A 25,408-nucleotide genomic window follows, 5' to 3' on the forward strand; every position below is an offset into this window, starting at 1 on the left:
AATAATTCTATAATCGTTTTATCGCTAGGATAATCTACTTTCGTATCGTTGAACTCATGAAGAAGCTGCTGACGCTCTTGCTCTGTTAAGAAGTCTATTTCTTCTATGGTTGCTATCTCCGCTTTATCTTCTGTATTTTCTATAGCCTGGGTCAAAAGGTTCTCAAAATGACCAAACATTCGTTGGATGAGCTGCTCATCATAAATATCAGTATTGTATTCAATACTACATCCTAACTGTTCCCCTTCTTCTGCAAAAGCATAGCTCACATCAAACTGGGACGTCTTACGCTGATAATCATATCCCTCTACCTGTAAGCCTTCTATGTTATTTTGTGCGTTTCCTATTTGCAACTGACCTTGACTCTGGAATACAACCAATACATCAAACAATGCCGAACGGCTCATATCACGCTTGATATTAAGCTTACCCACAAGTTCATCAAACGGATAAAGCTGATGCTCATAAGCCGATAGTAAAGTGTCCTTCTCTTTCTTAAGCAGGGACTCAAAAGTATTGCTGTCATCTTCCAACCTTGTCCTTATGGAAAGAGTGTTCAGATAAAGCCCGATTTGATTCTCTAAATCAGGGTGTTCTCTTCCCGCTATCGGGGTACCCACAATAATATCCTGTTGCCCTGTATAACGGTATAGTAATGACTTTATCCCAGCCATTAAAGTCATGAATAATGTTACTCCATGCTTCTCCGAATACTGCTTCAGCTTATCTGTAAATTCTTTTGAGAATAAGTGGCTGATGTTATTACCATTATATGTCTGTATCAACGGTCTTGTTTTATAGCTCGGTAATTCCAATACAGGAAGCTCTCCTTCAAATTGTTCTAACCAATATGCTTCCGCATTCCGGTATTTTTCTCCCTTTATCTCTTCCTGTAGCCATACTGCATAATCTTTATATTGGATAGCTAATTCTTCTTTTAATATTTCATCTTCCTTAGCATTTCCATTAAGAAGATTATTGTAGTTTTCTACAACTTCTGACACCAGTACTTCTGTTGACCATCCATCGCCGATGATATGGTGCATGGATAAAAAGAACAGGTGTTCTTTGTTTTCTCTCTTCAGTAAAGTGGCTCTTATGAGTGGGCTCTCTTCTAAATTAAAGGCTTCGTTATTGGCAGACTGTAAGTAGTCTTCTACTGCTGATTCATTCTTCCCACTAAAATCTAATACTTCTATTGTAAAATGAAGTTCTTCTTTAGGGATGATATACTGACGGATTTCTCCCGTAGTCTTATCCGACTTAAATGATGTTCTGAGTATCTCATGTCTATCTATCAAAGCTTGGAAGGACTTTTCAAAATATGCTTCATTAAGCTCTCCTCTTAAAGTAACTACCGCAGGCATATTATAGGCCTGTGAACCACCTTCCAATTGGCTCAGAATCCAAAGTCTTTGTTGTGATGGTGTTAGTGGGTAGCTCTCTTGTTCTGGTGCTTTCGGTATCGAGGTATACTCTTTTCCTGTAAGGCTTTTGGTAATACCTTCAATGCTAGGCGATGCAAAAAAGTCTTTGAAACTTACCTGCATTGATAGGCTCTGATGGATCCTATTTAGTACCTGAGCTACCATTAAACTATGTCCCCCAAGTTCAAAAAAATTGTCATTAATCCCTACCTTCTCTACGCCCAATACTTCCTGCCAAATCTCAGAAAGTTTTTCTTCTGTAGCATTTCTAGGGGCCACATATTCTCGCCTAATCAGGTCCTCGCCCGTAACACCTGGAAGTGCCTTGCGGTCTATCTTGCCATTGGGTGTGAGGGGTATATTTTCTAACTCCACAAAGAAACCGGGAATCATATAGTCAGGCAGTTTACTCTGAAGGTACTCCCGCAATTCTGACTTGTCTATACTTGTTTCACTGTCATTAGTATAATAAGCTACCAGTACTTTTTCTCCATTAATGTCCCTTGCATCGGTAACGACTTGTCTGATAGATGGACTAAACCAGTTGATATTCATCTCAATCTCGCCCAACTCTATCCTGTAACCTCTGATCTTCACCTGGAAATCCTTCCTACCCAAAAACTCTATGTTCCCATCAGGAAGCCATCTCGCCAAATCTCCTGTATCGTACATCTTCGTCCCCGCTTCAAAAGGATTGTCTATAAACTTCTCCCTTGTCAACTCAGGTTTATTCAAATAACCTCGGGATAAACCTGCGCCGCTTACATACAACGTACCGCTTACTCCTATAGGAACTACCCGAAAATCTTCATCTAAAATATAAACACTCGTATTCGAAATCGGAACGCCAATAGGAACTGATATGTAATCTTCGTGTGGACTGAGTTTAAAAATACTGGTACATACAGAATATTCTGTCGGACCATAAGCGTTATAGTAGCTTACTCCATTTTCAACGAGTTCTTTTGCCTTGATTGGGTTCGCAGGTTCACCTGCTGTAATAATTGTTTTTAAGGATTTCAAATCTTTCTCTGACAATAGTTCCAAATAACTTGGAGGAAAAGTAACAACGGTAGATTTAGTTTTTTCTAAGAATGAAATAAACTGGTCTTTATCTTTTTGCTCTTCTTCTGTTGGAATACATAGTGTTGCCCCCGAATAAAGACTCATCATAATTTCAGAAATAGAAGCATCAAAAGCTACAGAAGCAAACCATACAATTTTATCTTCAGCGGTAATTCCAAACGTCTTTATTTGGTCTAAAGACATATTCATATTGCTGTGATGTTCCACTAAAACTCCTTTGGGTCTTCCAGTCGAACCTGATGTATAAATTAAATATGCAACATCACCAGACTCTATTGTAACATTGAGATTAGCTGTTGATTTAAATTGAATTTCATTTAATTTTAGAGAAATGTAGGGCTGATTAATATCTAATGTTTGGGCAATATCTTGTTCACTTAACAGTATTTTCGCTTTACTATCCTCTAAAATATAATCAATTCGGTCTTTCGGATAATTAATATCAATAGGTAAATAAACACAGCCAATTTTTTCAATTGCTAATAATGAAACCAACAAGTCTACAGATTTAGGTAACAATATTGCTATGACCTCTCCGTTCTCAACAATATATTTCTCTTTTATATAATTTGCTAATTGATTTGCTTTCCCATTGAGTTCATGATAAGTAAGTTCAATATCCTCAAAAACTACTGCCACATTATCAGGGGTCTTCTGCACCTGTTCTTCAAACAACTTAACAATGGTCTTGTCACTTGGATATTCTCTTTTCGTATCATTAAATTCTACTAATAATTGATGAACTTCCTCTTTATCAACAAATGAATAGTCTTTTTTATTTTTATTCAAAAGACTTTCATAATCCGAAAGTATATTAATTACGTTTTTCAATAAACTTTCAATAACATAATCAGGATAATTTTCCTTATAAAAAACCGTAAAAAGAATATTGTCTTCTATTTCTTCACATAATAAAGAGATATCATCATTTAGAGACTCAGTTTTTTTACCAAACTGAATGGAAAAATTAGAAAACGGTTCTATGTTTAAGTGATCAGAATTATAATTTTTATGAGAAAAGACCTGTCTAACTTCAGTGGCAGTATTTTGCAATAATTTTTTGAATGATCTTGCATCATTTCCAATTTCCAGTAACAAATATTTTTCCAAATCAATTAAATGAGATGGGTACACTTTTATAAAACCTTGATAATTTTCAAAGTATTTATTAATTACGAAAGAAAAGACAGAGGAAACTATTGTAAATTTTGAAAGAGAATTGTTTTTTGCGACTTTTATAAAGCCTTCAAAATTTTCTTTCAAAATTCCTTTTTTTAGACTTTTAATTGCCCGCTTTGAAAAAGCAGCTTTTTCCTTACTTGCTATTTTATTCTGCCAAAAAATATTTGATAAAATCTGAGTATCGTTCATTAAATTAAGTGATAAGAGTGTATTTCAGCAACGAGGCTTTGTTGTAAAGAGTCTATCCTCACACAAATCTTTTGCTTGTTATCTATTTTTATAATTTCACACTCGTAGTTTTCAAAAGGTCCGGAAGTAATCTTCCTTTTCTCACCAATTTTTAAATCTTGAATGTTTCTTATTTCAACTTCTGAAAACTGATTAAGAAATATTTTAACTTTATTAATTTCATCATCAAGAACCCTTACTAATCGTCCTCCAAACTTGACGAAGATAACAACACCATCAACCGTGAGAGCTCGCAAGTAATCTTTTATTGTTTCTAAATAAATGAAAATATAAGAACTAAAAAGAGGCTTCTCTACATTTTTCTTACGATCACTCCATTGAGAGATTATTTTCTGAAGTGGCAAGTACACTTTGAAGTTTTGCTCAGTTAGCATTTGTGCAGTTTTTTTTTCGTAACGTGATTTCGTATAGATAACATACCATCCTTTTATAAAATTCATTTGTATATAATTATTATCATTTTACAGCTTCGCCCTTTCAGTCACATTAGCTGACCTAAATTATATTTTTAAAGAATATTAAAATCAATGAAGTTCTAGAAATCCAGTTGCATTGAATCTGATTTTATTTGCTAGACAAGCAAAAGTGGAAATGTATATTTACAACTTCTACATTCTTCTTTAGCAAAGATGCGGTCGCTTTTTATACCTAACAACTAAAGTATATCGAGATTTATAAATCTGGGGTAAATAATATAAGAAATTTATAAATTTCGACAATACATAATCAAAGCAAAAATATAATTATCAATTATTTATACAAAAAAACCACCTATAAATAAGAAAGAAATTTAAAATACGTATTTTTGTATTCTTAAACATAAAGATGCAAAAAAGGCACCTCATCTATCTATTGATTCTTTGCCAGAACTTATATTTGTCACAAAGTATAAAGGGATTTCGTATTCCCGACTCCTTAAAAAATAAAAGTTTTATACAATTAGAAGGATCTTTCAATAAAAAACTTTACTCCAATAAAACTGAAGCTGAAATCTACGCTAATACGATTCTTTCAAAGGGTAAAAAAAATAAAAATGATGAGAAAATTGCAAATGGTTATTTGATGTTACATCGATTGGCTAATGATAAATCCGCTTTATTATATTTGGATAGCATGATGGTAGTATCAAAAAAAATGCAAAATTCTGCTTATCTAGCTGATTGTTTTATGTATAAGGGAAATTACTTCTATGCAAAGGGTGAATATTCAAAAGCTTTGTCCAGTAATTTAGCAGCAATAAATTATGCAAAAAAGAACAGCAAAACATATTATATCCTCAATTTTAATATAGGTTTGTTAAAACTTGAATTAAAAGAATATCAACAATCTATTCAATTATTTCTCAATTACAAGCAATATTTGAAAAGAAATAATGCTGAAAGGTCGCTTGATTATGTAAGTTGTATATATGCACTAGCCTATACTTATAGTCAGGCAAATGATGTTGACTACTCTGACAAGTATGTTGAACTTGGACTAAAGAAAAGTCATGAGATGAATGATGGCGAATGTCAAGCTAATTTATTTTTAGTTTCGGGTATAAATGCCTATAAAAGAAATAAATATGGATCTGCCTTGAAGATCTTAAAAAAGGCTTCTAAATTGATAAAGGATAATTCTTATAATCCTCAAAACCTGGCTATCAGTGAATACTATATAGGGAAAATTTTATATGAAAATAATGATACTTCCTTTTTAAATACTTTTCAAACAGTTGATTCTATTATAACAAAGACTAAAAATGTTACATCAGAATTAAGAGATACCTATCCTATATTAATTGATTATTATAAAAAAACAGGAGATAAGGAAAAACAATTATTCTATATAGAACATTTATTGTCAGTCGATAGTATTTTAAATAAAAATAATAATTTTTTGATTGCCGAAATAAACAAAAAATATGATACACCACTTCTTTTAAAAGAAAAAGAAATTTTAATTTCAGATTTAAGTTCTAAGAATTATACCTTATTTTGGATACTAGGTATTGGAGGAATAATCATAATTTATTTGCTTTACCTCTACGACAAATATAAGAAAAAGGTTAAAGTATATCAAAGTAAAGCAAACTTGCTAACAAAATCTCCAGATTATCCTAATACTATTGAAACAACTGATCTCTCATTTAAAGAAAATTTAGATTTACAAAAAGAAAAATCAAAAACTACTTTATCAGATGATAAACTTAACCAATTAAGCCTACAATTAGAGGGATTTGAAATTGAAAAACGATTTTTAGACAAAAAAGTAAATTTGGACATATTGTCTAAAGAATTTAATACAAATAGAGCTTATTTATCAAAATCAGTCAATGAGTTGAAAGGCCAAAATTTCTCTCAGTATCTTAATGAGTTAAGAATTCGATACATAGTCAATGAATTAAAAACAGATAAAAATTTACAGAAGCTTACAATAGCTGCTATTGCTGATAAAGCCGGATATAATAATGCGGAATCTTTTGCAAATGCATTTAAAAAAATGACAGATACGCTTCCTTCTTATTTTATTAAAGCACTGCAAGAAAACAGCAATTAACAATTTTTCAAAATACTCATTTTCAATTATTTAAATTTAAAACACACGAAATTTATAAATTTCGACATCTATTTTTTTGAAGAGAATAGATTTATTTATTTCTTTGTGGATGCAATTTTAAAAAAAGTAAATTATGAAACAAAAAAAACAAACAGAAAAAAAATTATCATTGAAAAAACTACAAATGGTAAGAATTAGTAATCCTAAAGTTATAAGAGGAGGAAACGACTGTAGCCAGGTAACTACCATGCTAAATTTAATTGATGATGATGGTGGTAATACTGGAACTGTAGGAACTTCTAGAAAAGACTAAACAATGAAGAGGTCAAATTTAATCCTTTATATTTATTTTGTTTTTCTAGGAATGGTAAGTGCTCAAAAAACGAATTTTGCGCCTTCTGAACAGGTTATAGACGAATACTTTAAAACTAAAGTAATCGATGAATACAGAAATTTAGAAGATTTAAAAGATCCTTCAACAATCAAATGGATGAAAGATCAAACAAAGTATACTTTATCTATTCTCCAAAGCATTCCCAACAGACAATATTATATTGACAAAAGATTAGAATTTGACAAAAGAAAGTCGTTTTCAGTATCTAATATAAATATTACTGAAAATGACTTTTATTTTTATTTAAAACAAAAACCTGGAGAAAATACTGTGAAGGTATTTTTTAGAAAAAATTTTAGTGGAGATGAAAAAGAGGTTTTTGACCCACAAAAATATAAACCTGAAAATAAAAAAAATTATCAAATTAATTATATTAAACCTAATTATGACGGTTCTAAGGTTGCAATTGCCTTAACAGAAAGTGGAAAAGAAATTTCTGAAATGATAATTTATGATTTGATACAAAAAAAAGTACTTCCTTATACAATAACTCATTGTTGGCCATCAGATGGTGGTGGTATATTTTGGCTTCCAGACAATAATAGTTTTGTTTATTTACACTACCCTATTATTGATCCTAATTCACCTTTATTTTTAAAGGATATGCAATCTGTGCTTTATAAAATAGGTGATGATCCTCAAAAACTAAATATTTTATTATCAAGAAAGAATAACTCAGATTTAAATATAAAGACCGAAGATTTTCCAAACGTATCATTGCCTACAAAAAACTGTAAGTATTTAATTGCTCAAATATCTGGACCTGTCAAATTTAAAGATACTTATTATAGGACTGTCAAAGATATTGAAAAGAAAAGTCAATGGAAATTTTTGTTCAGTAAAGAGGATAAAGTAAGTGACTTTATTATTAAAGAGAATAGCATTATTTATGTTTCTGAAAAAAATGGAACCAATGCAATCTATAGTACATCATTAAATAGTCCAGACTTTAAAGCTCCAATAATCTTAGTCCCAAATATACAAGATGAAATAATTAATAATATATATAGTATAAAAGATGGCTTTGTTTTTAATACATCCAAAAATGGAGTTGAAGCTAAATTATATGTATATAGAGATAAAAAAATTAACTTGCTCACGTTGCCATTTACAGCTGGTGATATTTCTGTAGCCACTCAGAATGAACAGTCTAATGATTTTTGGATAACTTGTAGTGGTTGGAAAAATGAAACATCTAGGTTTAAATATAATTCATTAACTGGAAAATTTATACCGGAAAATTTAGCACCTGTTATTGAATATCCAGAGTTTAAAGATATTGTTGTAGAGGAAATTATAGTAAAATCACATGATGGATTAGATATCCCTCTTTCTTTAATCTATAATAAGAATATAAAAAAAAATAAGCATAACCCTTTACTAATGGATGCTTATGGAGCATATGCATTTAATAATAGTCCATATTTTGCTAAAACCTATATGCTTTGGGTCTTACAAGGAGGTATTGTTGCAATCGCCCATGTAAGAGGTGGCGGTGAAAAAGGTGATGAATGGTATAAAGGAGGTTACAAAAGTACAAAACCAAATTCATGGAAAGACTTAATTTCTTGTACAGAATATCTAATCAAAGAAAATTATACATCACCTGAAAATACTGCAATTTGGGGAGCAAGTGCAGGCGGAATTACCATTGGAAGAGCCATGACTGAAAGACCTGATTTATTTAAAGCAAGTATTATAGATGCAGGTATTGTAAATGCATCAAGAATGGAGTTTACACCCAATGGATTAAATAGTGCAAAGGAATTTGGCTCTTTAAGTATTGAACCGGAATTCAAAGCATTGTTAGAAATGGATGCTTATCAGCATATTAAAAAGGGAGGAAAATATCCAGCAACATTAATCACTTCAGGGATTAATGATCCAAGAGTTTCTCCTTGGATGCCAACAAAATTCGCTGCTAAATTAATGGCAGATAATACCTCAGGTAATCCAATACTTTTGAAAATAGATTATGAAGGTGGACATGGAGGGGATATTCCTGTTACGCAGAAGTATGATAACTTGGCGGATTCATTTGCTTTTGCATTATGGCAATTAGGACATCCGGACTATCAGCCTAAAGAAAACAATAAAAAATAAATGTCTCGTTTCCCGTATCACTTTTTTGATGAGTTCGTTGTTCGTACTCCTTTATTTTCATATAAAGATTTTCAGGAACGACTTTGTAGAACAGAGATCTTTGATTCAAAATTAAAAGAAATTTATAGTGATCCTATTTTTCAAGAGGCTATTTATTTAGCTTCACCAAATCTGCATGAAGAGGTTAAAAAATGGTTAAACTCAGAAAAAAAACTTTCTCCTAAGGATTATCAAAAACTAAAAGGTACCATTTTAAAATACTATAGTCGAATGAGTGACCGTTGTACTCCTTTCGGCTTATTTTCAGGAGTTGGTCTAGGAAAGTTTAGTAAAGACGTTTCAAAGTCTGTCAATTATTTTCTAAAATCGAACCAATTACGTGATACAAAACTGGACATGCACTTTCTAGTAGCCTTATCACAAAATTTTGTAAAAACACCTGAAATAAGAAATCAACTTCTTTTTTCACCCAACAATAGTATTTACAAAGTTGGAAATAAGATCCGATATGTAGAATATGAGTATAATGGAGGAAAAAGAAATTATACCATTTCATCGGCTCCATTTTCAAATGAATTACAACAAATATTAGACTTTTCAAAACAAGGTAAAACCATTGAAGACTTAGCAAGCATTCTTGTCAATGATGAAATAGCAAAAAATGAAGCCAAAGAGTTTATAGAAGAGTTGATTGATAATCAGGTTTTGATAAGTGAATTGGAACCTAATGTTTCAGGTAATGATTTTTTAGATAAGATAATTTTTGTTTTAGATAAAATAGGAGCTAAAAATGAAACTGAAATTTTAATCGCTATAAAAAGGAAGCTGAATGATTTAGATTTAAAAATCGGAAATCTATCTGCAAAATATACTGAAATTGAAGAATTAGTTAGATCTCTAAATATAGAATACGAACAGAAATATCTTTTCCAAACTGATCTTTATAATAAAGATGAATTTAGCTTACCATCCCGGTGGGAAAAAGAATTAAAAAAAGCAATCAGCTTTCTGAATAGAATTACATTTTCTCAAAAAGACAGCCATTTAGAAAAATTTAAAAAAGCATTTTATGGGCGATTTGAAACAGAAGAAGTTCCCCTATCATATGCTCTGGATACAGAATTAGGAATTGGTTACAGACAGGATAGTATTACAAAAGGAATTCATCCTTATCTTGAAGATTTAGATCTCCCGTTATCTCATGAAAAGGTAGCTTTAAAAACTGAATTTGATCCTGTTCAATTAATTGTAAATAAAAAACTTCAGGAGGCTCTATTGGAAAATCAATATACAATCGAATTATCAGATGACGATTTTATAGATTTTAAAGAAAACTGGAGTGATTTACCCGATACAATTTCCTTTATGGCAGAAATCATATCGGAGAAAAACAATGAAAAACTGTTTATTGATGTTAATGGTGGAAGCAGTGCGGCTAACTTAATGGCAAGGTTTTGTTCTGAAAATTCAGAATTACAAAATCTTTCTAAAACAATTGCAAAAAAAGAAGAAGAAATAAATTCTGATTTAATTTTAGCAGAAATCATTCATTTGCCGGAAGCCAGAATTGGAAATGTCATTAGAAGGCCAACATTGCGACAATTTGAAATACCATATTTGGGAGAATCTATCCAGCCAAAGGAAAATCAAATTCCTGTAGATGATTTATATATTTCTTTAAAAAATAACAGAATTATATTACGTTCTAAGAAATTAAATAAAGAGGTCAAACCTTATTTAACCAACGCTCATAATTATTCTGCTAACTCTTTGCCTGTTTATCATTTCTTGTGTGATTTACATTCGCAAAACATAAGATCGGGACTCTATTTTAATTGGGGAGATTTAAAAAAAATATATCAATTCTTACCGCGGGTTGAATATCAAAATATCATTCTCTCAAAGGCTTGGTGGAAAATTTCAGAAAAGGAAATTATGCATGTTTTAATGTTAGCACAAAATGACATTATTAATAATAAGGAACAAATATTGGCAGAATTAAGAAATTGGAGAAATAAAAGACAAATTCCGCAATGGATACAATGGGTACAATCAGATAATAAACTTACCATTAATCTTGAGAATTATGATTTGGTTCAACTATTTATTGATGCTTTGAAGAAAAAGAAATCAATCATGATTGAGGAGTTTATCTACAATGATAATAGTGATTTTATGCATCAATTTATTTTTTCAATGTACAATAAAGAAAAAGAAGAAAGAACCAAAAATTAATATGTGATGATTGAAAGAAAATTTATTCCCGGAAGTGAATGGTTATATCTGAAGATTTACACAGGAGTAAAAACCTCAGATATTATCTTGGAAGAGGTAATTATACCCTTAATACAGGCACTTCAAACAAAAAATTATATTTCAAAATGGTTCTTCATTCGCTATAATGATCCTAAATCCCATTTGAGAATAAGATTTAAATTGAAAAATTCGGAGAATTATAATAGAGTTTTTGAAAAAACCAATAATGCGCTACAAGAATATATAGGTAGTGGTGAGATTTCAAATGTTTTACTGGATACTTATAACAGAGAAGTTGAACGTTATGGGGTAAATACCATCAAAGATGCTGAAATATTATTCCACAAAAATAGTGAACTTACTTTACAATGTTTGACATACAGTGATGAAGAAAAATTACTGGTTAGTCTTTTTTATATTGATGAAGTTTTAAGTAAGCTCAATCTTTCAATTGAGAAAAAACTAAATTGGATTAAAGACTTTAATACGGCTTTTAAACAAGAATTTAATGCTGATAAAAAGCTCAACTCACAACTCGATAAAAAATATAGGAATTTTAAACTAAAATATTTAGATTTTATCCAATCAGAGGAATTTTCAGAGGAAAGGGATTTTATTACTTCCAATATTGAAGAAAGCAACTCGATCTTACAAGATATTATTTACCATGATGAAAACCAATCTTTGGGAATACCTTTGCAAAACTTTTTCCAAAGCATATTTCACATGAATATCAACCGAATTTTTGTTTCCAATCAGCGTTTATTTGAAATGGTAATTTATGATTATTTAAACAGGTTCTATAAATCTGCTGTATTTGTATAATCAGTAATTTTTTATAAATAATTATGTCTAAAAAATTCCAAGTAGTGGTTTTCATTTTTGCACTTATCTTTTTATATAATTCTTTACGTTTATAAAAAGTTGGCGTTCACAAAATACAAATAGTAAATAGACCAGAAACAAAATATTCCTATATATAATATTTCCCTTTAATAAGAAATAAGAAATATATGATACTACAATTCTTGAACAAGCAACAATATTCTGCATTTTTTCTACCGGAATCGACTGTTGAAAATGAAAAACAATATTTTGGGCTTCTTTTATTTTCCAGTCATCATATATCGGATCCAGACCTGTAACTAGCCCAAATTTCAACAGCTCTTTTTTTAATACTTCATTTTTAGAGTCCTTAATCAACTGGTCATATATTCTTTTTACCTCTTTTTTGTTTCCTAAGCCATAATTGGTTTTAAGGGATTCTGTTAAGAATTTTTGATCACTGCTGCTCAACTTTGTCAATAATACTCTCGCTGCCGAATAATCACTTTTTGAATTGTAGATTTTTAGAAGTATCAATTGGGTGTCAAAATCCTCTGGTGAGGATATAAGAGTTGTCTGAGCGAGCTTAATGGCTTTGTTATATTCCTTTTTACTGTAAAGATCTTTAAGATTGGCTTCCTGTGACAATCCAAGAGTAAAATACACTAAAAATAAAATAATAGTAATTTTATTATGATGATACCCCTAACTATCCTCATGGATGAATTGGTTTACATCACAGAGATTTTTTCCAAAATCTGTATCCTGCCGAATAGATCCCAAGCTCTTCCATTTTTTTAATGTAAGATTTTTCAAACATTGACAATTTAATTTCTGTTGCATCTACCGATCTGGATATTTTATTTCCCTGTGAATCGAAAGAGATCTCCTCTTCTTTATGATCATCTTTAAAAAGATAATAGTAGAAAGTTTTACCCTCCCAATAAGAAGCATTTGGATCGTTATCATCAACAGCAAGTTTCTTGCAGTTCTTACTGATATAGTCTTTGATCTTATTAAAGTCAGCATTATTTTTTGAAGTCTTTCCCACTTCAAGATACATTAAGTTGCCTTTACGGTCTTCCACCATATCTATTTTGGGGAATGCTACTGTATTTAAAATAGCTAGCTTATCTTTTTCAGGATCATACGCTACCGTCTTGTATCCATAACCAAATATTTCGGTTGGTTTTTTATTTCTTACCATCCAGTCATTGGTTGATTCCAAAGACAGGTCTGTAGGGAACCTCCCATCTGTTTTATAGTAACCTAAAGTATCTTTGACAAAAAATGCATTATCTAAAAGATTCAGGGCTTGTTTCTTGTCCATACTTTTAGGATCTTTCGAAATGATCTCATTGGTTTTTTTAATCTTGTTCATATAAAATTCTGAGGCATTAAAATCGTTTGATATTTTTGCCAGATCAACAATTTTGTTGTCTTGAGAATGACAGGATGTAAGAAGGAATAATGCGATGATCAGGTAAATTTTATTTTTCATGAGTTATTGATTGTAAGATATAAATTTATAATATTATTTGGTGACAATGATGATACGTAATAAATCAGTTTCTTTACTATTATTTTATATAATATACTCAGCATTTAAGATAACAAGAGATCTTCAATGATAAAATCAAGCTCTCATCATTAACTTAGAAATCCAGGCCAGGATTAATAGATGAAGATGATGAGGAAAATGTTGATTTTTGATTCAATGTCAGGCTTCAATTCAGTATACCTTTTTTCAAAATTTTCAGATTTTCTTCCTTTTTCTGGATTTTAAACTCAGGAAAGTTTTAATTTTCCCTTTAGAACCGGAAATCTATTTTTTCAGTCAGGAATACAGAAGTAGATACCTCTGTAATTAAACAGATCCTATAAATGGTAACCTATTTGATTTTTCTGACACTAGCATAAAAACAAAAAACGCTGTAAACATTAATGTTTACAGCGTTTTAGCTTATTTTGGTCTCCCAACTGGCGGAGAGAGAGGGATTCGAACCCCCGGACCTGTTACAGTCAATAGTTTTCAAGACTATCGCAATCGACCACTCTGCCATCTCTCCTGAATAACGGCTATACCGTTGTTTTCAGTGGTGCAAATATAAAACGATTTTACAGTTCTGCAAAACTTTTCTGCGAGAAATTTTAACTAAACCTAATAATAGACTTAAAATCAGGGGAATTATTTTTCTAGAACACCCTGACCTCTTCCCTGTCTACTATAGCAATGAAACTGTTTTTTATAAGATCTGATGGATACACAAACTGATCTCCATTTTCTCCCTTCACTACAATAGCCGCCTGTTCATCGTTCAGGCATTTGTCCAGCTGGCTTTGCATTTCATTCAGTCTTCCATCCTGGATTTCAATCGTATAGGTTCCTGTTATGTGCTTTATTTTTATGACTTTCTTGTGCATATTATTTTTTTTGATTGGGATTTAAATTTAGGAATTTTACTTAAAGTAGCTAAGGGTTTAATAAGCTTTTGTAACTTTTGTGATAAAAAAGAAGATAAAATACAATAAAAAAAGCGTACCCGGTGGGTACGCTTGTATGATAATAGGTTGAATATTAATGTAATTCAGCCAGATATTTCTCTGCATCCATTGCCGCCATACATCCGCTTCCTGCAGCGGTGATCGCCTGCCTGTAAATATGATCCTGAACATCTCCTGCAGCAAAAACTCCCGGAAGATTCGTTCTTGTAGATCCTTTTTCAGTAAGGATATATCCGTTTTCGTCAAGATCAATTTGTCCCACGAAGATATCTGTATTCGGCTTGTGTCCGATCGCGATGAAGATACCTTCTACGTCAACGGCAGAGGTTTCCTGCGTTTGGTTGTTGATGATCAGGGCTCTTTCTACAAGGCTGTTTTCACCTTCAATACCAATCAGCTCATGATTGAATTTCACTTCAATATTCGGAGTATTTTCTACTCTGTGGATCATCGCTTTAGAAGCTCTGAAAACATCTTTTCTTACCAGCATGGTTACTTTTCTCGTAAGCTTTGCAAGGTAAGTTGCTTCTTCTGCTGCTGTATCTCCCGCTCCTACTACTACCACGTCTTTTCCTCTGTAGAAGAAACCGTCGCATGTAGCACATGCCGAAACACCTCCCCCCGCGTATTTCTTCTCATCGTCAAGGCCAAGATATTTGGCTGTAGCCCCAGTAGAGATAATCACTGTTTTTGCCAGGATCTCTTTATTCCCAGCATATAATTTATGAACACCGCCGTTTTCCTTAGAGAATTCAGCTTTGGTGATCATTTCATAATGAACTTTTGTCTCGAATCTTTCCGCCTGCTTCTGCAGATCCATCATCATTTCAGGTCCTGTAATCCCTGCCGGATATCCTGGAAAGTTATCAACTTCCGTAGTTGTTGTTAATTGTCCGCCCGGCTCCAAACCTGTATACAGTTCAGGTTTTAAGTCTGCTCTTGCTGCATATATTGCCGCTGTGAAACCAGAAGGTCCAGATCCAACGATCACACAATCTAAAATATTTTGCTCCATAAATTTACTTTGTTCAAAAAGATTTTAATTCAGTCCGCTAATTTCGTAATTTTTAATGTTTTATTAAAGTATTTTTAATGATACTTGTCAATATCAAATATGTGAACTATCGATAAATTGTTCGTGTTTCGGAATGCAGGTTATAATGTGCAGTTACGGGCTATTTTCATTCTCATTCTACCCCTACAACTCTCATACTCTCCCACTCTCAAACTCATCAATTCATTACACCTTCATTTTAATTTTATCCACATTGATAATCTTATACACCAGTTCCTTAATCAGTTCAGCTTCTCCCATATTCACTGCACCAAGTCCCTTGCCTTTCATATCAAACTCTCTTAAAATAGAAATGACCCTTGTGGCATGTTTTAGTGGATACAGTCTTGCACTTTCTGCATAATCTTTAATAAAATAAGGGTTAACCCCCATCTGCGAAGCAATAACCTGTGGCGGCTGTCCGGCCATCGTCTGGTAAATGATCACATTGGAAAAGTAGCTGTAAAGGCTTGCCAGCATCATAACAAAAGGATTGTTCTTTGGGTTTTTACCCATAAAATGAGCAATCTTAAAGGCCGCATCAGCATTTTTGGTTCCTAAAGCCTTCTGAAGCTCGAAAACATTATATTCCTTGCTGATTCCGATATGGTTTTCCACGATCGTCCCGTCCAGTATTTCACCTTCTTTAAGGATGATCTTTAATTTATTCAGTTCGTTGGCAATTCTTGAAAGGTCGTTTCCCAGATATTCTGCAAGCAGATGGGAAATATTCGGAGCTGTTTTAATTTTAAGGCGTGTACATTCATCAGCGATCCATTTCGGAAGATTGGTATCTCTCACCGACTCACTTAAGAAAAGAGCCTTGGCCTTGTCCAAAGCTTTTGTGGCTTTTTTTCTGCTGTCCAGTTTCTTATGCTTATGGGCAAAAACAAGCACGGTAGATGGTACAGGATTTTCAACATAGGTTTCCAAAACTCTGTTTTCCTCTTCATTAAATTTCAAATCCTGAGCTTCCTTTACAATGATCACCTGCTTGTCCCCCATCATTGGGAACTGTCTTGCCAGGGAAAGAATCTCCTGATAAGAAGTATCTTTTCCGTATACAACAGTCTGGTTAAAAGCTTTTTCATCTTCCTCCAGAAAGTCGTGTTCTAGCACTTTTACAGCAGCATCAATAAAGTAAGGTTCTTCTCCGTGGAAAAAATAAATAGGTAAAACTTCTTTATTTTTAATATTTTTGAGGATTAAATCTAATTCTTTCATCTTATTAATGGAACTTCCAAAACTGAATTTTCAGGAAACTTTTGATTTTAAATTCAAGAAAGACAAAGATAAGTTTTTTATTTATGACTTGATCCGTAAAACTTATCTTCTCCTTACCCCTGAGGAATGGGTGAGGCAGCACTGGGTACACTATTATCTCACCGTAAAGGCCTATTCTCCGTCCGCTCTTATTACCGAAAAAAAGATCCTTCTGAACGGCCTTACCAAAAGAATCGACCTGCTGGTTACCGAGAAAACAGAACCTATTATCCTGATTGAATGCAAAGCGCCCCAAATTAAGCTTACAGAGAAAACATTTGAACAGACAGCGCGGTACAATTCCATTATCGGAGCGAAAGAAATTATCCTGACCAATGGCCTGCAGCACATCAATGCTTATTATGAAAACGGGCAATATCAGTTTTATAAACCGGAGTAAACTTTCTAACCACCAGTTTTTAATTGACGAGGATCACATTCCCCTCCACTGGAGGGGTGGCGAAAATTCAAAGAATTTTTGACGAGGTGGTTTAAAAAGATACATATCAACCACAAAAGTCACAAAAGCTTTTGAAACACTTAAGTGTATTTAAGTTGAATACACTGCGCAAAGAAGTACACTTAAGTTTTCATGAAAAGCTCTGATTTTCTCCTTATGTGATCTTATTATTTTCAGCCTGGTAAAACTTTTAAAACTAAAGTGCTCTCAAGTGTTTAAAATTAAAAACTTTTGCGACTTTTGTGGTTAAATAAAATTAAAAAAGTTTAAAACATATATGGAAATTAAGAATATCATCTTCGATTTTGGCGGCGTACTCATGGATTGGAATCCCAGGTATTTTTTTAAAGATTATTTCAATGACGATGAGAAAATGGAATATTTTCTTGAAAACATTGCCCAGTCGGAATGGAATGAAGAGCAGGACCGCGGCAGAAGCCTGGCAGAAGGCACCGACATCCAGATTAAAAAATTCCCTGAATGGGAAAAGGAGCTCAGAGCTTATTATGACAACTGGACTTTAATGCTGAAAAGTGATATTCCGCAGAATGTAGAGATTTTAAGACGCTTAGGAAATACAGACTATCAATTGTTTGGGCTTACCAACTGGTCTGAGGAAACTTTTCCTTATGCCCTGGAAAATTATGACTTCTTCAAGCTTTTTAACGGAAAGATCGTGGTTTCGGGAACAGAAAAACTGATCAAACCGGATCCTAAAATCTGGCATATTCTGCTGGAAAGATATAATCTTAAAGCCAATGAATCTGTTTTCATCGATGATAATTCTAAAAATATCGAAATGGCCAATTCACTTGGGTTTACGACCATAAAAATCGATCCGGATACTGATCTGGAAAAAGAACTGGCAGATCTGGGAATTCAACTCTGATCACCTTTGGCTTTACAATATTTTCATCCTCAATATAAGTTATTTTTGGTAATTTAGTTGAGGATTTTAATTAACCTGAATTCATAATTAAAACCTTTTTAATATTTTACCAATTACAGAATATGATACGCAACCTCTTATTAACAGCATGCATGATAAGTGCAGGAACACTTCTCAGCCAAAAACTTAAAACAGTTACTTACCAGGATGGCGCACAGAAGCTGAATGGTCTGGTCACTTCGAATGCAGGAAAAAAGCTTCCGGGTGTCCTGATTCTTCCGGCCTGGAAAGGTATTGATGATGAAGCTAAAGCAGCGGCTGCCGAGCTTGAAAAACAGGGTTATATTGCTTTCATTGCCGATATTTACGGAGAAGGAAATATTCCCGCTTATAATGCTTCTGCCGGCAAAACAGCCGGATATTACAAACAGAATTACGATGCTTATCAAAAGCGGATTTCCCTGGCTTTAGAACAATTGAAGAAAAATGGGGCAATTGCCAACAAAATTGCCGTAATCGGATACTGTTTCGGCGGAACTGGAGCTTTAGAATCTGCGAGGGGAAGTCTTCCGGTTGTGGGAGTTGTTTCCATCCACGGAAGCATAGGAAAGGATCAAACCAGAAAAAACGGACCGATTTCCGCAAAGATTTTAGTGGAAAATCCTGCGGATGATCAGGGAGTGACGCCGGAAGACTATAATAATTTAATCAAAGAAATGAACGAGGGCAATGCAGACTGGCAGATTATTACCTATGCCCATTCAAAACATACATTTACCGATCCGAAATCGCCAGATTATAATGAAGTAATGTCCAAAAGAGCCTGGAATCATACATTGATGTTCTTGAAAGAAATACTTAAATAAATTTAATTTTAATATAACAATGCAGCAATGTAGCAGTGTAACAATACTTTACCGACGGATTGAATTGGTTATTGTTACACTGCTACATGGGTTGATTTACAAATATTTTACCTTATTTAAAAAGATGCTTCGACTCCGCTCAGCATGACAACGCTAATACTAACTGTATTTTTTTACTGTCATGCTGAGCGGAGTCGAAGCATTATATTACGTAATGTGGTGACAACAATAAGTAAAATCCGGTAAACATCTGCTTTAGAACTCTCACACCCTCCGACTCTCAAACTCTTTATTCTTCCCTGTTTACCAAATCCATAGAAAATGCCGGAAGGCAGATGGCTATATATTCGCAAGGTTCTGAGAAAGGGTTGCTGTAACGAACTCTTGCTCCTTTTTCTATCAAAATACTCTGTCCTTTTTCAAGAATGACGATTTCTCCATCTATCTCAAATTGCTTTTTTCCTGAAACAATAAGGGTAAACTCATCGAATTCGGGAGTCTGATGCGGTTCGCTCCAATCCGGTGGCGCTACCATGTGGGCAATGGAAACATTTGAATTTCCTGTAGAATTTCCCCAGTGTTCTTCAATTAATTTTCCGTCTGTGGTAGGTACTACAAAAGGTGATGTTTGGATTTTATATTTTTTCATGAATGGTCTTCTTTTTTTATTTCATAGACAAAATTGGTTCGTGTAGGCTCTGCAAAGTAAGCCACTTCCTCTTCCGCGATCTTCTGTCCACCGATTCTTTCCAGAGCCGTCTGGGAACGGAAATTCTCTTTCCCGATATGGAAATGGACTTTATCTACATACTGGAAGATATAATCAAGCATCAGCTTTTTCACTTGAGGATTAATTCCCTTTCCCCATGATTTTGTTCCATAGAAAGTATAGCCAATAAATATGCGGCTTTCATTTTCATCAAAATCGTAAAAACGCGTACTGCCCAAAACATCACCGGAGGATTTTTCTATTATTTTAAAGGCTCCTTCGCTTTCCATGGCTCCTCTGAAAAAATTTTCAAAAACTTCTCTCTGATAACGCTCTTTATTGGGGTGCTGCTCCCAAACCCTGGGATCGGAGGCTACTTCATATAAAGACTCAAAATCCCCTTGCTGTAAGGGGATTAATTTATATTCCTGATTTTCTAAAACAGGCTGAATTGAAAATTTCATTATTTAGCTTTTTGTTTTTGCAGCGTCTGCCTCTATTTTCTTGATCTCTTTCAGTTTATCTGCAATCTTGATAACAGCATCCGGTTTTGCAGGTTTTAAAGCAACTTCTGCCTGAGCCATATCCCATTTAATCACCAGATTTCCTGAGTTTTCATCGGTTGGGTTCAAGGTGATTTCAAACCATTCCTGTTTGTCAGCCAGTTTATTTACCGGTACTGTTACATCTACCACATCCTGTTTTGGATCGTAGGTATAAGCGCCCCACTGCTGGAAATCTTTATTTAATATCACTTTCCATTCTTTTTCTGTAGGAACGATAAAAAGTCCGTACGTTCCCGCCGGAACCATTTTTCCACCGAAATTAACAGACTGTCCGAATGTGATTTTTGTAGATGAGTTAGCGCCTGCTCTCCAAACCTGTCCGTAAGGAACCAGTTCTCCAAAGATCTTACGCCCTTTCACTCCCGGTCTTCCATAGTCAATACTAATTTTGGACATAGAAAACTGCTGCTCTACCCTCTGACGCGGGCTTGCTGCCGGCACTGAGTAATCCTGAGCAAAGCTTAAAGCCGAAGCTGATATGCAAAGTGCAAATAGTAACTTTTTCACGTGTAAATTTTTGCCTAAATTTACAAAAATCAAAATAAAATAGCCTTCTCTAATTCCAATAATTTTTGCTTTCTCCAGATTCCGCCTGCATAACCTACCAGCTCACCATTTGAACCGATAACACGATGGCATGGTATCAGAATAGCAATTTTATTGATCCCGTTTGCTGTTCCCACCGCACGTATTGCCTTAGGATTTCCTAAGAACTCCGACTGCTGTTTATAGGTTCTGGTTTCTCCCATCGGAATTTCACGCAGAAGCTGCCAGACCTTTTCCTGAAACTCGGTTCCGGTAATGTAGATGGGAACGTCGAAAATTTGTCTTTTTCCTTCAAAATATTCTTCCAATTCTTTTTCAAGCTGTATAAAGTGTTTGTGATCTCCTTGTTCGATATCAGCTTTTAATGCTTTTGATAAGGAGATAAACTGTTTTTCAAAATTCTTCCGGTCGGTAAATTCAAGCAGGCAGATTCCTTCTTCAACAGCACAAGCTACCATTTCTCCCAGAGGAGTCTGTATGGTTTTACGGTAAATGATTTCCATAGTTCTAAATTAATACATATTTGGAATCTCTGTAAAAAAACCTTAAATATCCTTCAGAATATTTTCTGCCTGACGAATATGTCTCACATTATGATAAATCACAAACCGAAAAGTATCTCCCAGTTTCAGCTTGATCAACCTGGAAATACTGATGTTGGTTTTAGCAGCATTGAGGTCGATATCTTTTGCTTTTTCCAGCAATTCTATGAGTTGATATTGCTGTTTTATGAACTCGTTCACTACTTCTTTATCCAACTGACTGTTTATCGGATTCATGCTTTTAAAGGTTTTCATTTTGTTAAGCTTTTCCTTGGGAAGCATGCTTTTTGCAAAGTAATTTCCCAACATTCCCGGTTTAAAAATGGGTGTGGGAGAAGTTTTGGAAGAAGAAATTCTGCGGTTGATTTCCGGAATATAAAAATCTCCGTAACGGTTTAGGTGTTCCAGACATTCCAGTACACTCCAGCTTTCATCCGAGACCCTGAAATTCAGTTTATCATCAGTTTCCTGCAGAAGGTTCTCTGCGTATTGTATATGTCTTTTAGTTAATGTTCTCAGCTCATCCAGTAATTGCGATGTAGAAATTTTCATTGTTGATTTTTATACAAATTTCGGGATCAGTTTTTTCTTAAATCTTGATTGAACTCAAGATTTTTTAAGCCTCGATAAAGTTTCCGGAGACATTCTGAGGTAGTTTGCAATGTATTTATTCGGGATTTCCTGAAACAGCTTCGGACTTCTTTTCAATACTCTCTGATACCGTTCTTTAGGTGAATGGGTTAACAGGTCTTTTTCTCTTTCAATCTGCTGCAGGACGAGATCTTCTAAAACACCGATCCAGAACCTAAGATTTTCTTCATTGGACTGAATAAATCTGTAGATGTCTTTTTTCAGAGCTTTTCTTACCACTGTTTTTTTAATCGCCTGGATATAAAAATCTGACGGTTTTCCTGAAAGAAATGAATCAAGGGAAACAATAATATTTCCCGTATATCCGAAACGGATGATTCTTTCTTCGTTTTCGTCCATCATAAAGATCCTGATGCTGCCGTTTTCTACAAAATAAATATCGGTGTCGGTACTTCCTGAAATTTTCAGAAACTCATTCCGTTTGAATTCCTTGCTCTCCCAATGAAGACCACTGTTAAGCAGTTTTTGAATCATTTGATATTAGTATTTGCTGTTCCAAAGATAATAGGTAATTTTAAAATTCCGGAATTTAACCCATAATCACATCAGAATGTTCAGAAAATCAAGCATTATCTTACTGCTTTCTGCAGGTCTTTTCAGCACCAATGCACAGCAGACAATCCCGTTCAGAATAACAAAACATAACAATATCATCATCAAAACCCTGGTGAATAAAAAGGATTCTCTGGATCTGATGTTCCAGATCGCTATGAAAGATGCTTCAATTTCTCCGGAACGGCAAAGAAAAGCAGACCATATTATTTTTACTAAAGATGAAATAAGCGATCATAACACGGTTGAGATCGGAAAATTTACTCAAAAAAATGTCCGTTTTTCCGACAATCAACTGGCAGGACATGAAGCAGATGGAAAGATCGGAACGACTCTCTTTGAGGGAAAAGCATTTAAAATTGATTATGACACCAACGAATTTGTTATTTATGACCAAAAGCCTGATCTGAGAGGATATCAACCCATTCCGATACTGTATGATCAGGATGCTTTTTACATTGCAGCCGACAATGTAATTGATGGAGATAAGCAAGAAGAAGCCTATTTTTTACTTCAATCCGGGTATTCAGGAGGACTTTTATACAGCAACGATTTTGCTGCAGAAAAAGAACTTGACAAAAAATTAAAGATCACAGGAGAAAAAACATTAAAAAATTCAAGCGGAAAAAGCATTATTACGAAACAGGGTATCCTTCCTTTTTTGAAAATAGGAAATAGTGTTTTAAAAGATGTTTCAGCAGGTTTTTTTATCGGTGATTTAAAAAAACAGACGGTTAATTATTGGGGTGCGGATCTGTTGCGAAGATTCAACTGGATCTTTGATGCTGACAGAAAAACGGCATATATCAAACCGAGTAAGTATTTTTCAGAACCCTATTATACAATCAATTAGCGGAGCCTATTTAAAATAAGATAGCTCCTTCCAGTTCCAGAAGTTTTTGCTTTCGCCATATTCCTCCCGCATAGCCTACCAGGTCACCATCTGACCCTATCACTCTGTGACAGGGAATAATGATCGCTATTTTATTGATTCCATTAGCTGTTCCTACGGCACGTACGGCTTTAGGGTTGCCCAAAACTTCGGATTGCTGTTTGTAAGTTCGGGTTTCTCCTGTGGGTATTTCAGTTAAAAGGTTCCAAACTTTTTTCTGAAAATCTGTTCCGGTGGTATAAATCGGTACATCAAACTTCATCCGTTTTCCATCAAAGTATTCATTGAGTTCTTCTTCCAACTGCTTGAAGTGTTTATTTTCACCCTGAACGATTTCTGCATTCATCACTTTCGACAAATGGACAAACTGCCGGTCTATATTTTTCCGGTCTGTAAATTCCAGCAGACAGATTCCCTCATCACAGGCACAGGCAAACATGGGCCCTAATGGGGTCTCAATCCTTTTCAGATCAATGATGGTCCGGTGACCTGTATGTTTAGGTGTAGTACCTATTACCTCTTTAAAACGCTCGTTGAAGCCGCTTAAACTTTCATACCCTGATTCCAGTGCCACTTCTATGATGCTTTCGCCATTTTTTATTTTTTTGAATGCTTTATTCATTCTGAATTTTCTTTGAAAAGACTGGAATGTCATTCCATGGTTTTTCAGGAACCAGCGTCTGATGGTTACCGGTTCGATATTTCTTTTCAGAAGGTCTGCGTCTTTGATTTTTAATGATTCGTTCTGCTGAAGTTCATCCAACAAATCCTGAATATATCGGGGTGTTTCATTCAGTTTTTCGAGCGGCCTGCAAATTTTACAAGGTCTGTAGCCGCTTTCTATTGCTTTTTCTGTATTGATAAAGAATTCTACATTTTCTCTTTTGGGCTTTCTGGCTGTACAGGTTGGGCGGCAGAATATACCCGTAGTTTTTACAGCCATCCAGTAAATGCCTTCAAATGAGGAATCTTTCTCTAAAGACGCCTGATACATTCTTTCTTCTGTAAGCTTTATCATGTTTAAAAAATTGGGGAGAAGCTCCCGGTCTCACCGATGTCTTTTAATGTAGTTTCCAATTGCCCATAAATATAACCATTTAAGAAATTTCCGGATGAAATTCTTTTAACGCCTGCTTTTTTAAGGGTATTAAAATCCGGAAGTTCAGGCATAGCCATAACACTGAACGGAAGTTTTGCAGCAGCGGTAAGGCGTTCAATATCCTGTGTTTCAGTAATGCAAGGAACAAAAATCCCGTCCGCTCCCACTTCTTCTATGATTTTCATCCGTTGCAAACTTTCTTCTGCTGCATTGTCTACACCGAGCAGAAACGGATCTATTCTGACATTGACGAAAATCTCAATATTTTGTTCTTTTAGCTTTTGAATAACTGCATTTAATTTATTAAAAAAATCGTCTGCACTTAATAACTTTCTGCTACCGTCAACAATAACACTATCTTCTATATTGATCCCTACAACACCTGCCTTCGCCAGTCTGGAAATGTTTAAAACTATCTCATCAGCCGTTTTTCCATAGCCTCCTTCCAGGTCAACAGATAATGAAATTGATACGGACTTTAAAATTCTTTCAATAATATAAAAATACTCATCAAAGCTTATATTTTCACCGTCTTCGTATCCCAAGCTGAATGCTACAGCCGAGCTTGAAGTCGCTACTGCCTGATAGCCCAGTTTTTCATAAACCTTAGCGCTCTGGACATTCCAAACGTTTCCTATCAATAATGGATTATTCTGCTCATGCAGTTCTCTGAATCTCTGAATTGCTGTCATCTTAATTTTTTATCAAAATTAATACAGATGCGGTTTTTGTGCAACCGAAAAACGGACAAGTA

General features: G+C 34.1%; 24 protein-coding genes and 1 tRNA gene. 9 read left to right on the forward strand and 16 right to left on the reverse strand.

Annotation, left to right across the window (positions count from 1 at the left end; all coding sequences use genetic code 11):
• Both V6R96_RS18515 and V6R96_RS18520 read right to left on the reverse strand, forming a co-directional pair.
• Nucleotides 1-3,884: amino acid adenylation domain-containing protein (locus V6R96_RS18515; RefSeq protein ID WP_336379977.1), on the reverse strand; the 3,884-nt coding region annotated here is incomplete at its 3' end.
• On the reverse strand, nt 3,884-4,384 hold the full coding sequence (locus tag V6R96_RS18520) for a UpxY family transcription antiterminator (RefSeq protein ID WP_336379976.1): 501 nt from the start codon (nt 4,382-4,384) through the stop codon (nt 3,884-3,886). The genes V6R96_RS18515 and V6R96_RS18520, both read right to left, overlap by 1 nt.
• A gap of 436 nt (nt 4,385-4,820) precedes the next feature.
• On the opposite strand from V6R96_RS18520, the gene V6R96_RS18525 reads away from it, so the two are divergent.
• The 5 genes from V6R96_RS18525 to V6R96_RS18545 all read left to right on the forward strand — a co-directional run bounded on the left by V6R96_RS18525 (nt 4,821) and on the right by V6R96_RS18545 (nt 12,060).
• The gene (locus tag V6R96_RS18525; RefSeq protein WP_336379975.1) at nt 4,821-6,482 is read left to right on the forward strand and encodes a helix-turn-helix transcriptional regulator; all 1,662 of its coding nucleotides are present in this window, start codon (nt 4,821-4,823) and stop codon (nt 6,480-6,482) included.
• Nucleotides 6,483-6,615: 133 nt separating this feature from the next.
• On the forward strand, nt 6,616-6,795 hold the full coding sequence (locus tag V6R96_RS18530; RefSeq protein WP_336379974.1) for a hypothetical protein: 180 nt from the start codon (nt 6,616-6,618) through the stop codon (nt 6,793-6,795).
• Between the two features lie 3 nt (nt 6,796-6,798).
• Nucleotides 6,799-8,979: a prolyl oligopeptidase family serine peptidase gene (locus V6R96_RS18535; protein ID WP_336379973.1), complete on the forward strand. Its 2,181-nt coding sequence runs from the start codon at nt 6,799-6,801 to the stop codon at nt 8,977-8,979.
• Nucleotides 8,980-11,214 carry a lantibiotic dehydratase family protein gene (locus tag V6R96_RS18540; RefSeq protein WP_336379972.1) on the forward strand — a complete coding sequence of 745 codons (2,235 nt, stop codon included), beginning with the start codon at nt 8,980-8,982 and terminating at the stop codon, nt 11,212-11,214. It begins immediately after the preceding gene.
• A 6-nt stretch (nt 11,215-11,220) separates the two neighbouring features.
• On the forward strand, nt 11,221-12,060 hold the full coding sequence (locus V6R96_RS18545) for a thiopeptide-type bacteriocin biosynthesis protein (protein ID WP_336379971.1): 840 nt from the start codon (nt 11,221-11,223) through the stop codon (nt 12,058-12,060).
• 63 nt (nt 12,061-12,123) lie between these two features.
• Here the strand turns inward: V6R96_RS18545 and V6R96_RS18550 are convergent, their stop codons facing one another.
• From V6R96_RS18550 to holA, 6 genes are all read right to left on the reverse strand, one after another.
• Nucleotides 12,124-12,726, reverse strand: a complete 603-nt coding sequence (locus tag V6R96_RS18550) for a hypothetical protein (protein WP_336379970.1) — start codon at nt 12,724-12,726, stop codon at nt 12,124-12,126.
• Between the two features lie 70 nt (nt 12,727-12,796).
• The gene (locus tag V6R96_RS18555) at nt 12,797-13,561 is read right to left on the reverse strand and encodes a hypothetical protein (protein ID WP_336379969.1); all 765 of its coding nucleotides are present in this window, start codon (nt 13,559-13,561) and stop codon (nt 12,797-12,799) included.
• A 480-nt stretch (nt 13,562-14,041) separates the two neighbouring features.
• A tRNA-Ser gene (locus V6R96_RS18560) sits at nt 14,042-14,129 on the reverse strand.
• 127 nt (nt 14,130-14,256) lie between these two features.
• On the reverse strand, nt 14,257-14,484 hold the full coding sequence (locus V6R96_RS18565) for a glyceraldehyde-3-phosphate dehydrogenase (RefSeq protein ID WP_223558847.1): 228 nt from the start codon (nt 14,482-14,484) through the stop codon (nt 14,257-14,259).
• 154 nt (nt 14,485-14,638) lie between these two features.
• On the reverse strand, nt 14,639-15,580 hold the full coding sequence (gene trxB, locus V6R96_RS18570) for a thioredoxin-disulfide reductase (RefSeq protein WP_111957518.1): 942 nt from the start codon (nt 15,578-15,580) through the stop codon (nt 14,639-14,641).
• A gap of 225 nt (nt 15,581-15,805) precedes the next feature.
• Nucleotides 15,806-16,843, reverse strand: a complete 1,038-nt coding sequence (gene holA / locus V6R96_RS18575) for a DNA polymerase III subunit delta (protein WP_336379968.1) — start codon at nt 16,841-16,843, stop codon at nt 15,806-15,808.
• A gap of 7 nt (nt 16,844-16,850) precedes the next feature.
• Between holA and V6R96_RS18580 the strand changes: the two genes are divergently transcribed.
• From V6R96_RS18580 to V6R96_RS18590, 3 genes are all read left to right on the forward strand, one after another.
• The gene (locus V6R96_RS18580) at nt 16,851-17,282 is read left to right on the forward strand and encodes a type I restriction enzyme HsdR N-terminal domain-containing protein (RefSeq protein WP_111957522.1); all 432 of its coding nucleotides are present in this window, start codon (nt 16,851-16,853) and stop codon (nt 17,280-17,282) included.
• 337 nt (nt 17,283-17,619) lie between these two features.
• A complete protein-coding gene (locus tag V6R96_RS18585; RefSeq protein WP_336379967.1) occupies nt 17,620-18,231 on the forward strand; it encodes an HAD family phosphatase in 612 nt (203 codons plus the stop codon).
• 122 nt (nt 18,232-18,353) lie between these two features.
• The gene (locus tag V6R96_RS18590; protein WP_336379966.1) at nt 18,354-19,097 is read left to right on the forward strand and encodes a dienelactone hydrolase family protein; all 744 of its coding nucleotides are present in this window, start codon (nt 18,354-18,356) and stop codon (nt 19,095-19,097) included.
• Between the two features lie 289 nt (nt 19,098-19,386).
• Here the strand turns inward: V6R96_RS18590 and V6R96_RS18595 are convergent, their stop codons facing one another.
• The 6 genes from V6R96_RS18595 to V6R96_RS18620 are packed head-to-tail and all read right to left on the reverse strand — an operon-like array spanning nt 19,387 to nt 22,585.
• The gene (locus tag V6R96_RS18595) at nt 19,387-19,746 is read right to left on the reverse strand and encodes a cupin domain-containing protein (RefSeq protein WP_111957528.1); all 360 of its coding nucleotides are present in this window, start codon (nt 19,744-19,746) and stop codon (nt 19,387-19,389) included.
• Entirely contained in the window at nt 19,743-20,270 is a 528-nt protein-coding gene (locus tag V6R96_RS18600) for a GNAT family N-acetyltransferase (protein WP_111957530.1), read from the reverse strand. Before V6R96_RS18600 ends, V6R96_RS18595 begins: the two co-directional genes overlap by 4 nt.
• A gap of 3 nt (nt 20,271-20,273) precedes the next feature.
• Nucleotides 20,274-20,879 (reverse strand): DUF2911 domain-containing protein, encoded by a 606-nt coding sequence (locus tag V6R96_RS18605; RefSeq protein ID WP_111957906.1) that lies wholly within the window; start codon nt 20,877-20,879, stop codon nt 20,274-20,276.
• Nucleotides 20,880-20,908: 29 nt separating this feature from the next.
• On the reverse strand, nt 20,909-21,421 hold the full coding sequence (locus tag V6R96_RS18610) for a methylated-DNA--[protein]-cysteine S-methyltransferase (RefSeq protein ID WP_336379965.1): 513 nt from the start codon (nt 21,419-21,421) through the stop codon (nt 20,909-20,911).
• Between the two features lie 42 nt (nt 21,422-21,463).
• Nucleotides 21,464-22,012 carry a DinB family protein gene (locus V6R96_RS18615; RefSeq protein WP_223558841.1) on the reverse strand — a complete coding sequence of 183 codons (549 nt, stop codon included), beginning with the start codon at nt 22,010-22,012 and terminating at the stop codon, nt 21,464-21,466.
• A 54-nt stretch (nt 22,013-22,066) separates the two neighbouring features.
• Entirely contained in the window at nt 22,067-22,585 is a 519-nt protein-coding gene (locus V6R96_RS18620; protein ID WP_336379964.1) for a Crp/Fnr family transcriptional regulator, read from the reverse strand.
• Between the two features lie 76 nt (nt 22,586-22,661).
• Between V6R96_RS18620 and V6R96_RS18625 the strand changes: the two genes are divergently transcribed.
• The gene (locus V6R96_RS18625) at nt 22,662-23,516 is read left to right on the forward strand and encodes a hypothetical protein (RefSeq protein ID WP_336379963.1); all 855 of its coding nucleotides are present in this window, start codon (nt 22,662-22,664) and stop codon (nt 23,514-23,516) included.
• Between the two features lie 10 nt (nt 23,517-23,526).
• On the opposite strand, the gene V6R96_RS18630 is transcribed toward V6R96_RS18625, so the two are convergent.
• Together V6R96_RS18630 and V6R96_RS18635 are read right to left on the reverse strand one after the other, a co-directional pair.
• Nucleotides 23,527-24,573: a bifunctional transcriptional activator/DNA repair enzyme AdaA gene (locus tag V6R96_RS18630; RefSeq protein ID WP_111957540.1), complete on the reverse strand. Its 1,047-nt coding sequence runs from the start codon at nt 24,571-24,573 to the stop codon at nt 23,527-23,529.
• 2 nt (nt 24,574-24,575) lie between these two features.
• On the reverse strand, nt 24,576-25,346 hold the full coding sequence (locus V6R96_RS18635) for an isocitrate lyase/phosphoenolpyruvate mutase family protein (RefSeq protein WP_336379962.1): 771 nt from the start codon (nt 25,344-25,346) through the stop codon (nt 24,576-24,578).
• Nucleotides 25,347-25,408 lie beyond the last annotated feature (62 nt).

The organism is Chryseobacterium sp. CCNWLW53 (assembly GCF_037083525.1).
Lineage (GTDB): Bacteria > Bacteroidota > Bacteroidia > Flavobacteriales > Weeksellaceae > Chryseobacterium > Chryseobacterium lathyri.

Bases quoted from the DNA above. Each gene is read 5' to 3' on its own strand.
- V6R96_RS18585 (WP_336379967.1), top strand. From the start codon at position 17,620: ATGGAAATTAAGAATATCATCTTCGATTTTGGCGGCGTACTCATGGAT.
- V6R96_RS18555 (WP_336379969.1), bottom strand. From the start codon at position 13,561: ATGAAAAATAAAATTTACCTGATCATCGCATTATTCCTTCTTACATCC.
- V6R96_RS18630 (WP_111957540.1), bottom strand. From the start codon at position 24,573: ATGATAAAGCTTACAGAAGAAAGAATGTATCAGGCGTCTTTAGAGAAA.
- V6R96_RS18595 (WP_111957528.1), bottom strand. From the start codon at position 19,746: ATGAAAAAATATAAAATCCAAACATCACCTTTTGTAGTACCTACCACA.
- trxB (WP_111957518.1), bottom strand. From the start codon at position 15,580: ATGGAGCAAAATATTTTAGATTGTGTGATCGTTGGATCTGGACCTTCT.
- V6R96_RS18580 (WP_111957522.1), top strand. From the start codon at position 16,851: ATGGAACTTCCAAAACTGAATTTTCAGGAAACTTTTGATTTTAAATTC.
- V6R96_RS18610 (WP_336379965.1), bottom strand. From the start codon at position 21,421: ATGGAAATCATTTACCGTAAAACCATACAGACTCCTCTGGGAGAAATG.
- V6R96_RS18520 (WP_336379976.1), bottom strand. From the start codon at position 4,384: ATGAATTTTATAAAAGGATGGTATGTTATCTATACGAAATCACGTTAC.
- V6R96_RS18615 (WP_223558841.1), bottom strand. From the start codon at position 22,012: ATGAAAATTTCTACATCGCAATTACTGGATGAGCTGAGAACATTAACT.
- holA (WP_336379968.1), bottom strand. From the start codon at position 16,843: ATGAAAGAATTAGATTTAATCCTCAAAAATATTAAAAATAAAGAAGTT.
- V6R96_RS18565 (WP_223558847.1), bottom strand. From the start codon at position 14,484: ATGCACAAGAAAGTCATAAAAATAAAGCACATAACAGGAACCTATACG.
- V6R96_RS18620 (WP_336379964.1), bottom strand. From the start codon at position 22,585: ATGATTCAAAAACTGCTTAACAGTGGTCTTCATTGGGAGAGCAAGGAA.
- V6R96_RS18545 (WP_336379971.1), top strand. From the start codon at position 11,221: ATGATTGAAAGAAAATTTATTCCCGGAAGTGAATGGTTATATCTGAAG.
- V6R96_RS18530 (WP_336379974.1), top strand. From the start codon at position 6,616: ATGAAACAAAAAAAACAAACAGAAAAAAAATTATCATTGAAAAAACTA.
- V6R96_RS18635 (WP_336379962.1), bottom strand. From the start codon at position 25,346: ATGACAGCAATTCAGAGATTCAGAGAACTGCATGAGCAGAATAATCCA.
- V6R96_RS18540 (WP_336379972.1), top strand. From the start codon at position 8,980: ATGTCTCGTTTCCCGTATCACTTTTTTGATGAGTTCGTTGTTCGTACT.
- V6R96_RS18625 (WP_336379963.1), top strand. From the start codon at position 22,662: ATGTTCAGAAAATCAAGCATTATCTTACTGCTTTCTGCAGGTCTTTTC.
- V6R96_RS18535 (WP_336379973.1), top strand. From the start codon at position 6,799: ATGAAGAGGTCAAATTTAATCCTTTATATTTATTTTGTTTTTCTAGGA.
- V6R96_RS18590 (WP_336379966.1), top strand. From the start codon at position 18,354: ATGATACGCAACCTCTTATTAACAGCATGCATGATAAGTGCAGGAACA.
- V6R96_RS18600 (WP_111957530.1), bottom strand. From the start codon at position 20,270: ATGAAATTTTCAATTCAGCCTGTTTTAGAAAATCAGGAATATAAATTA.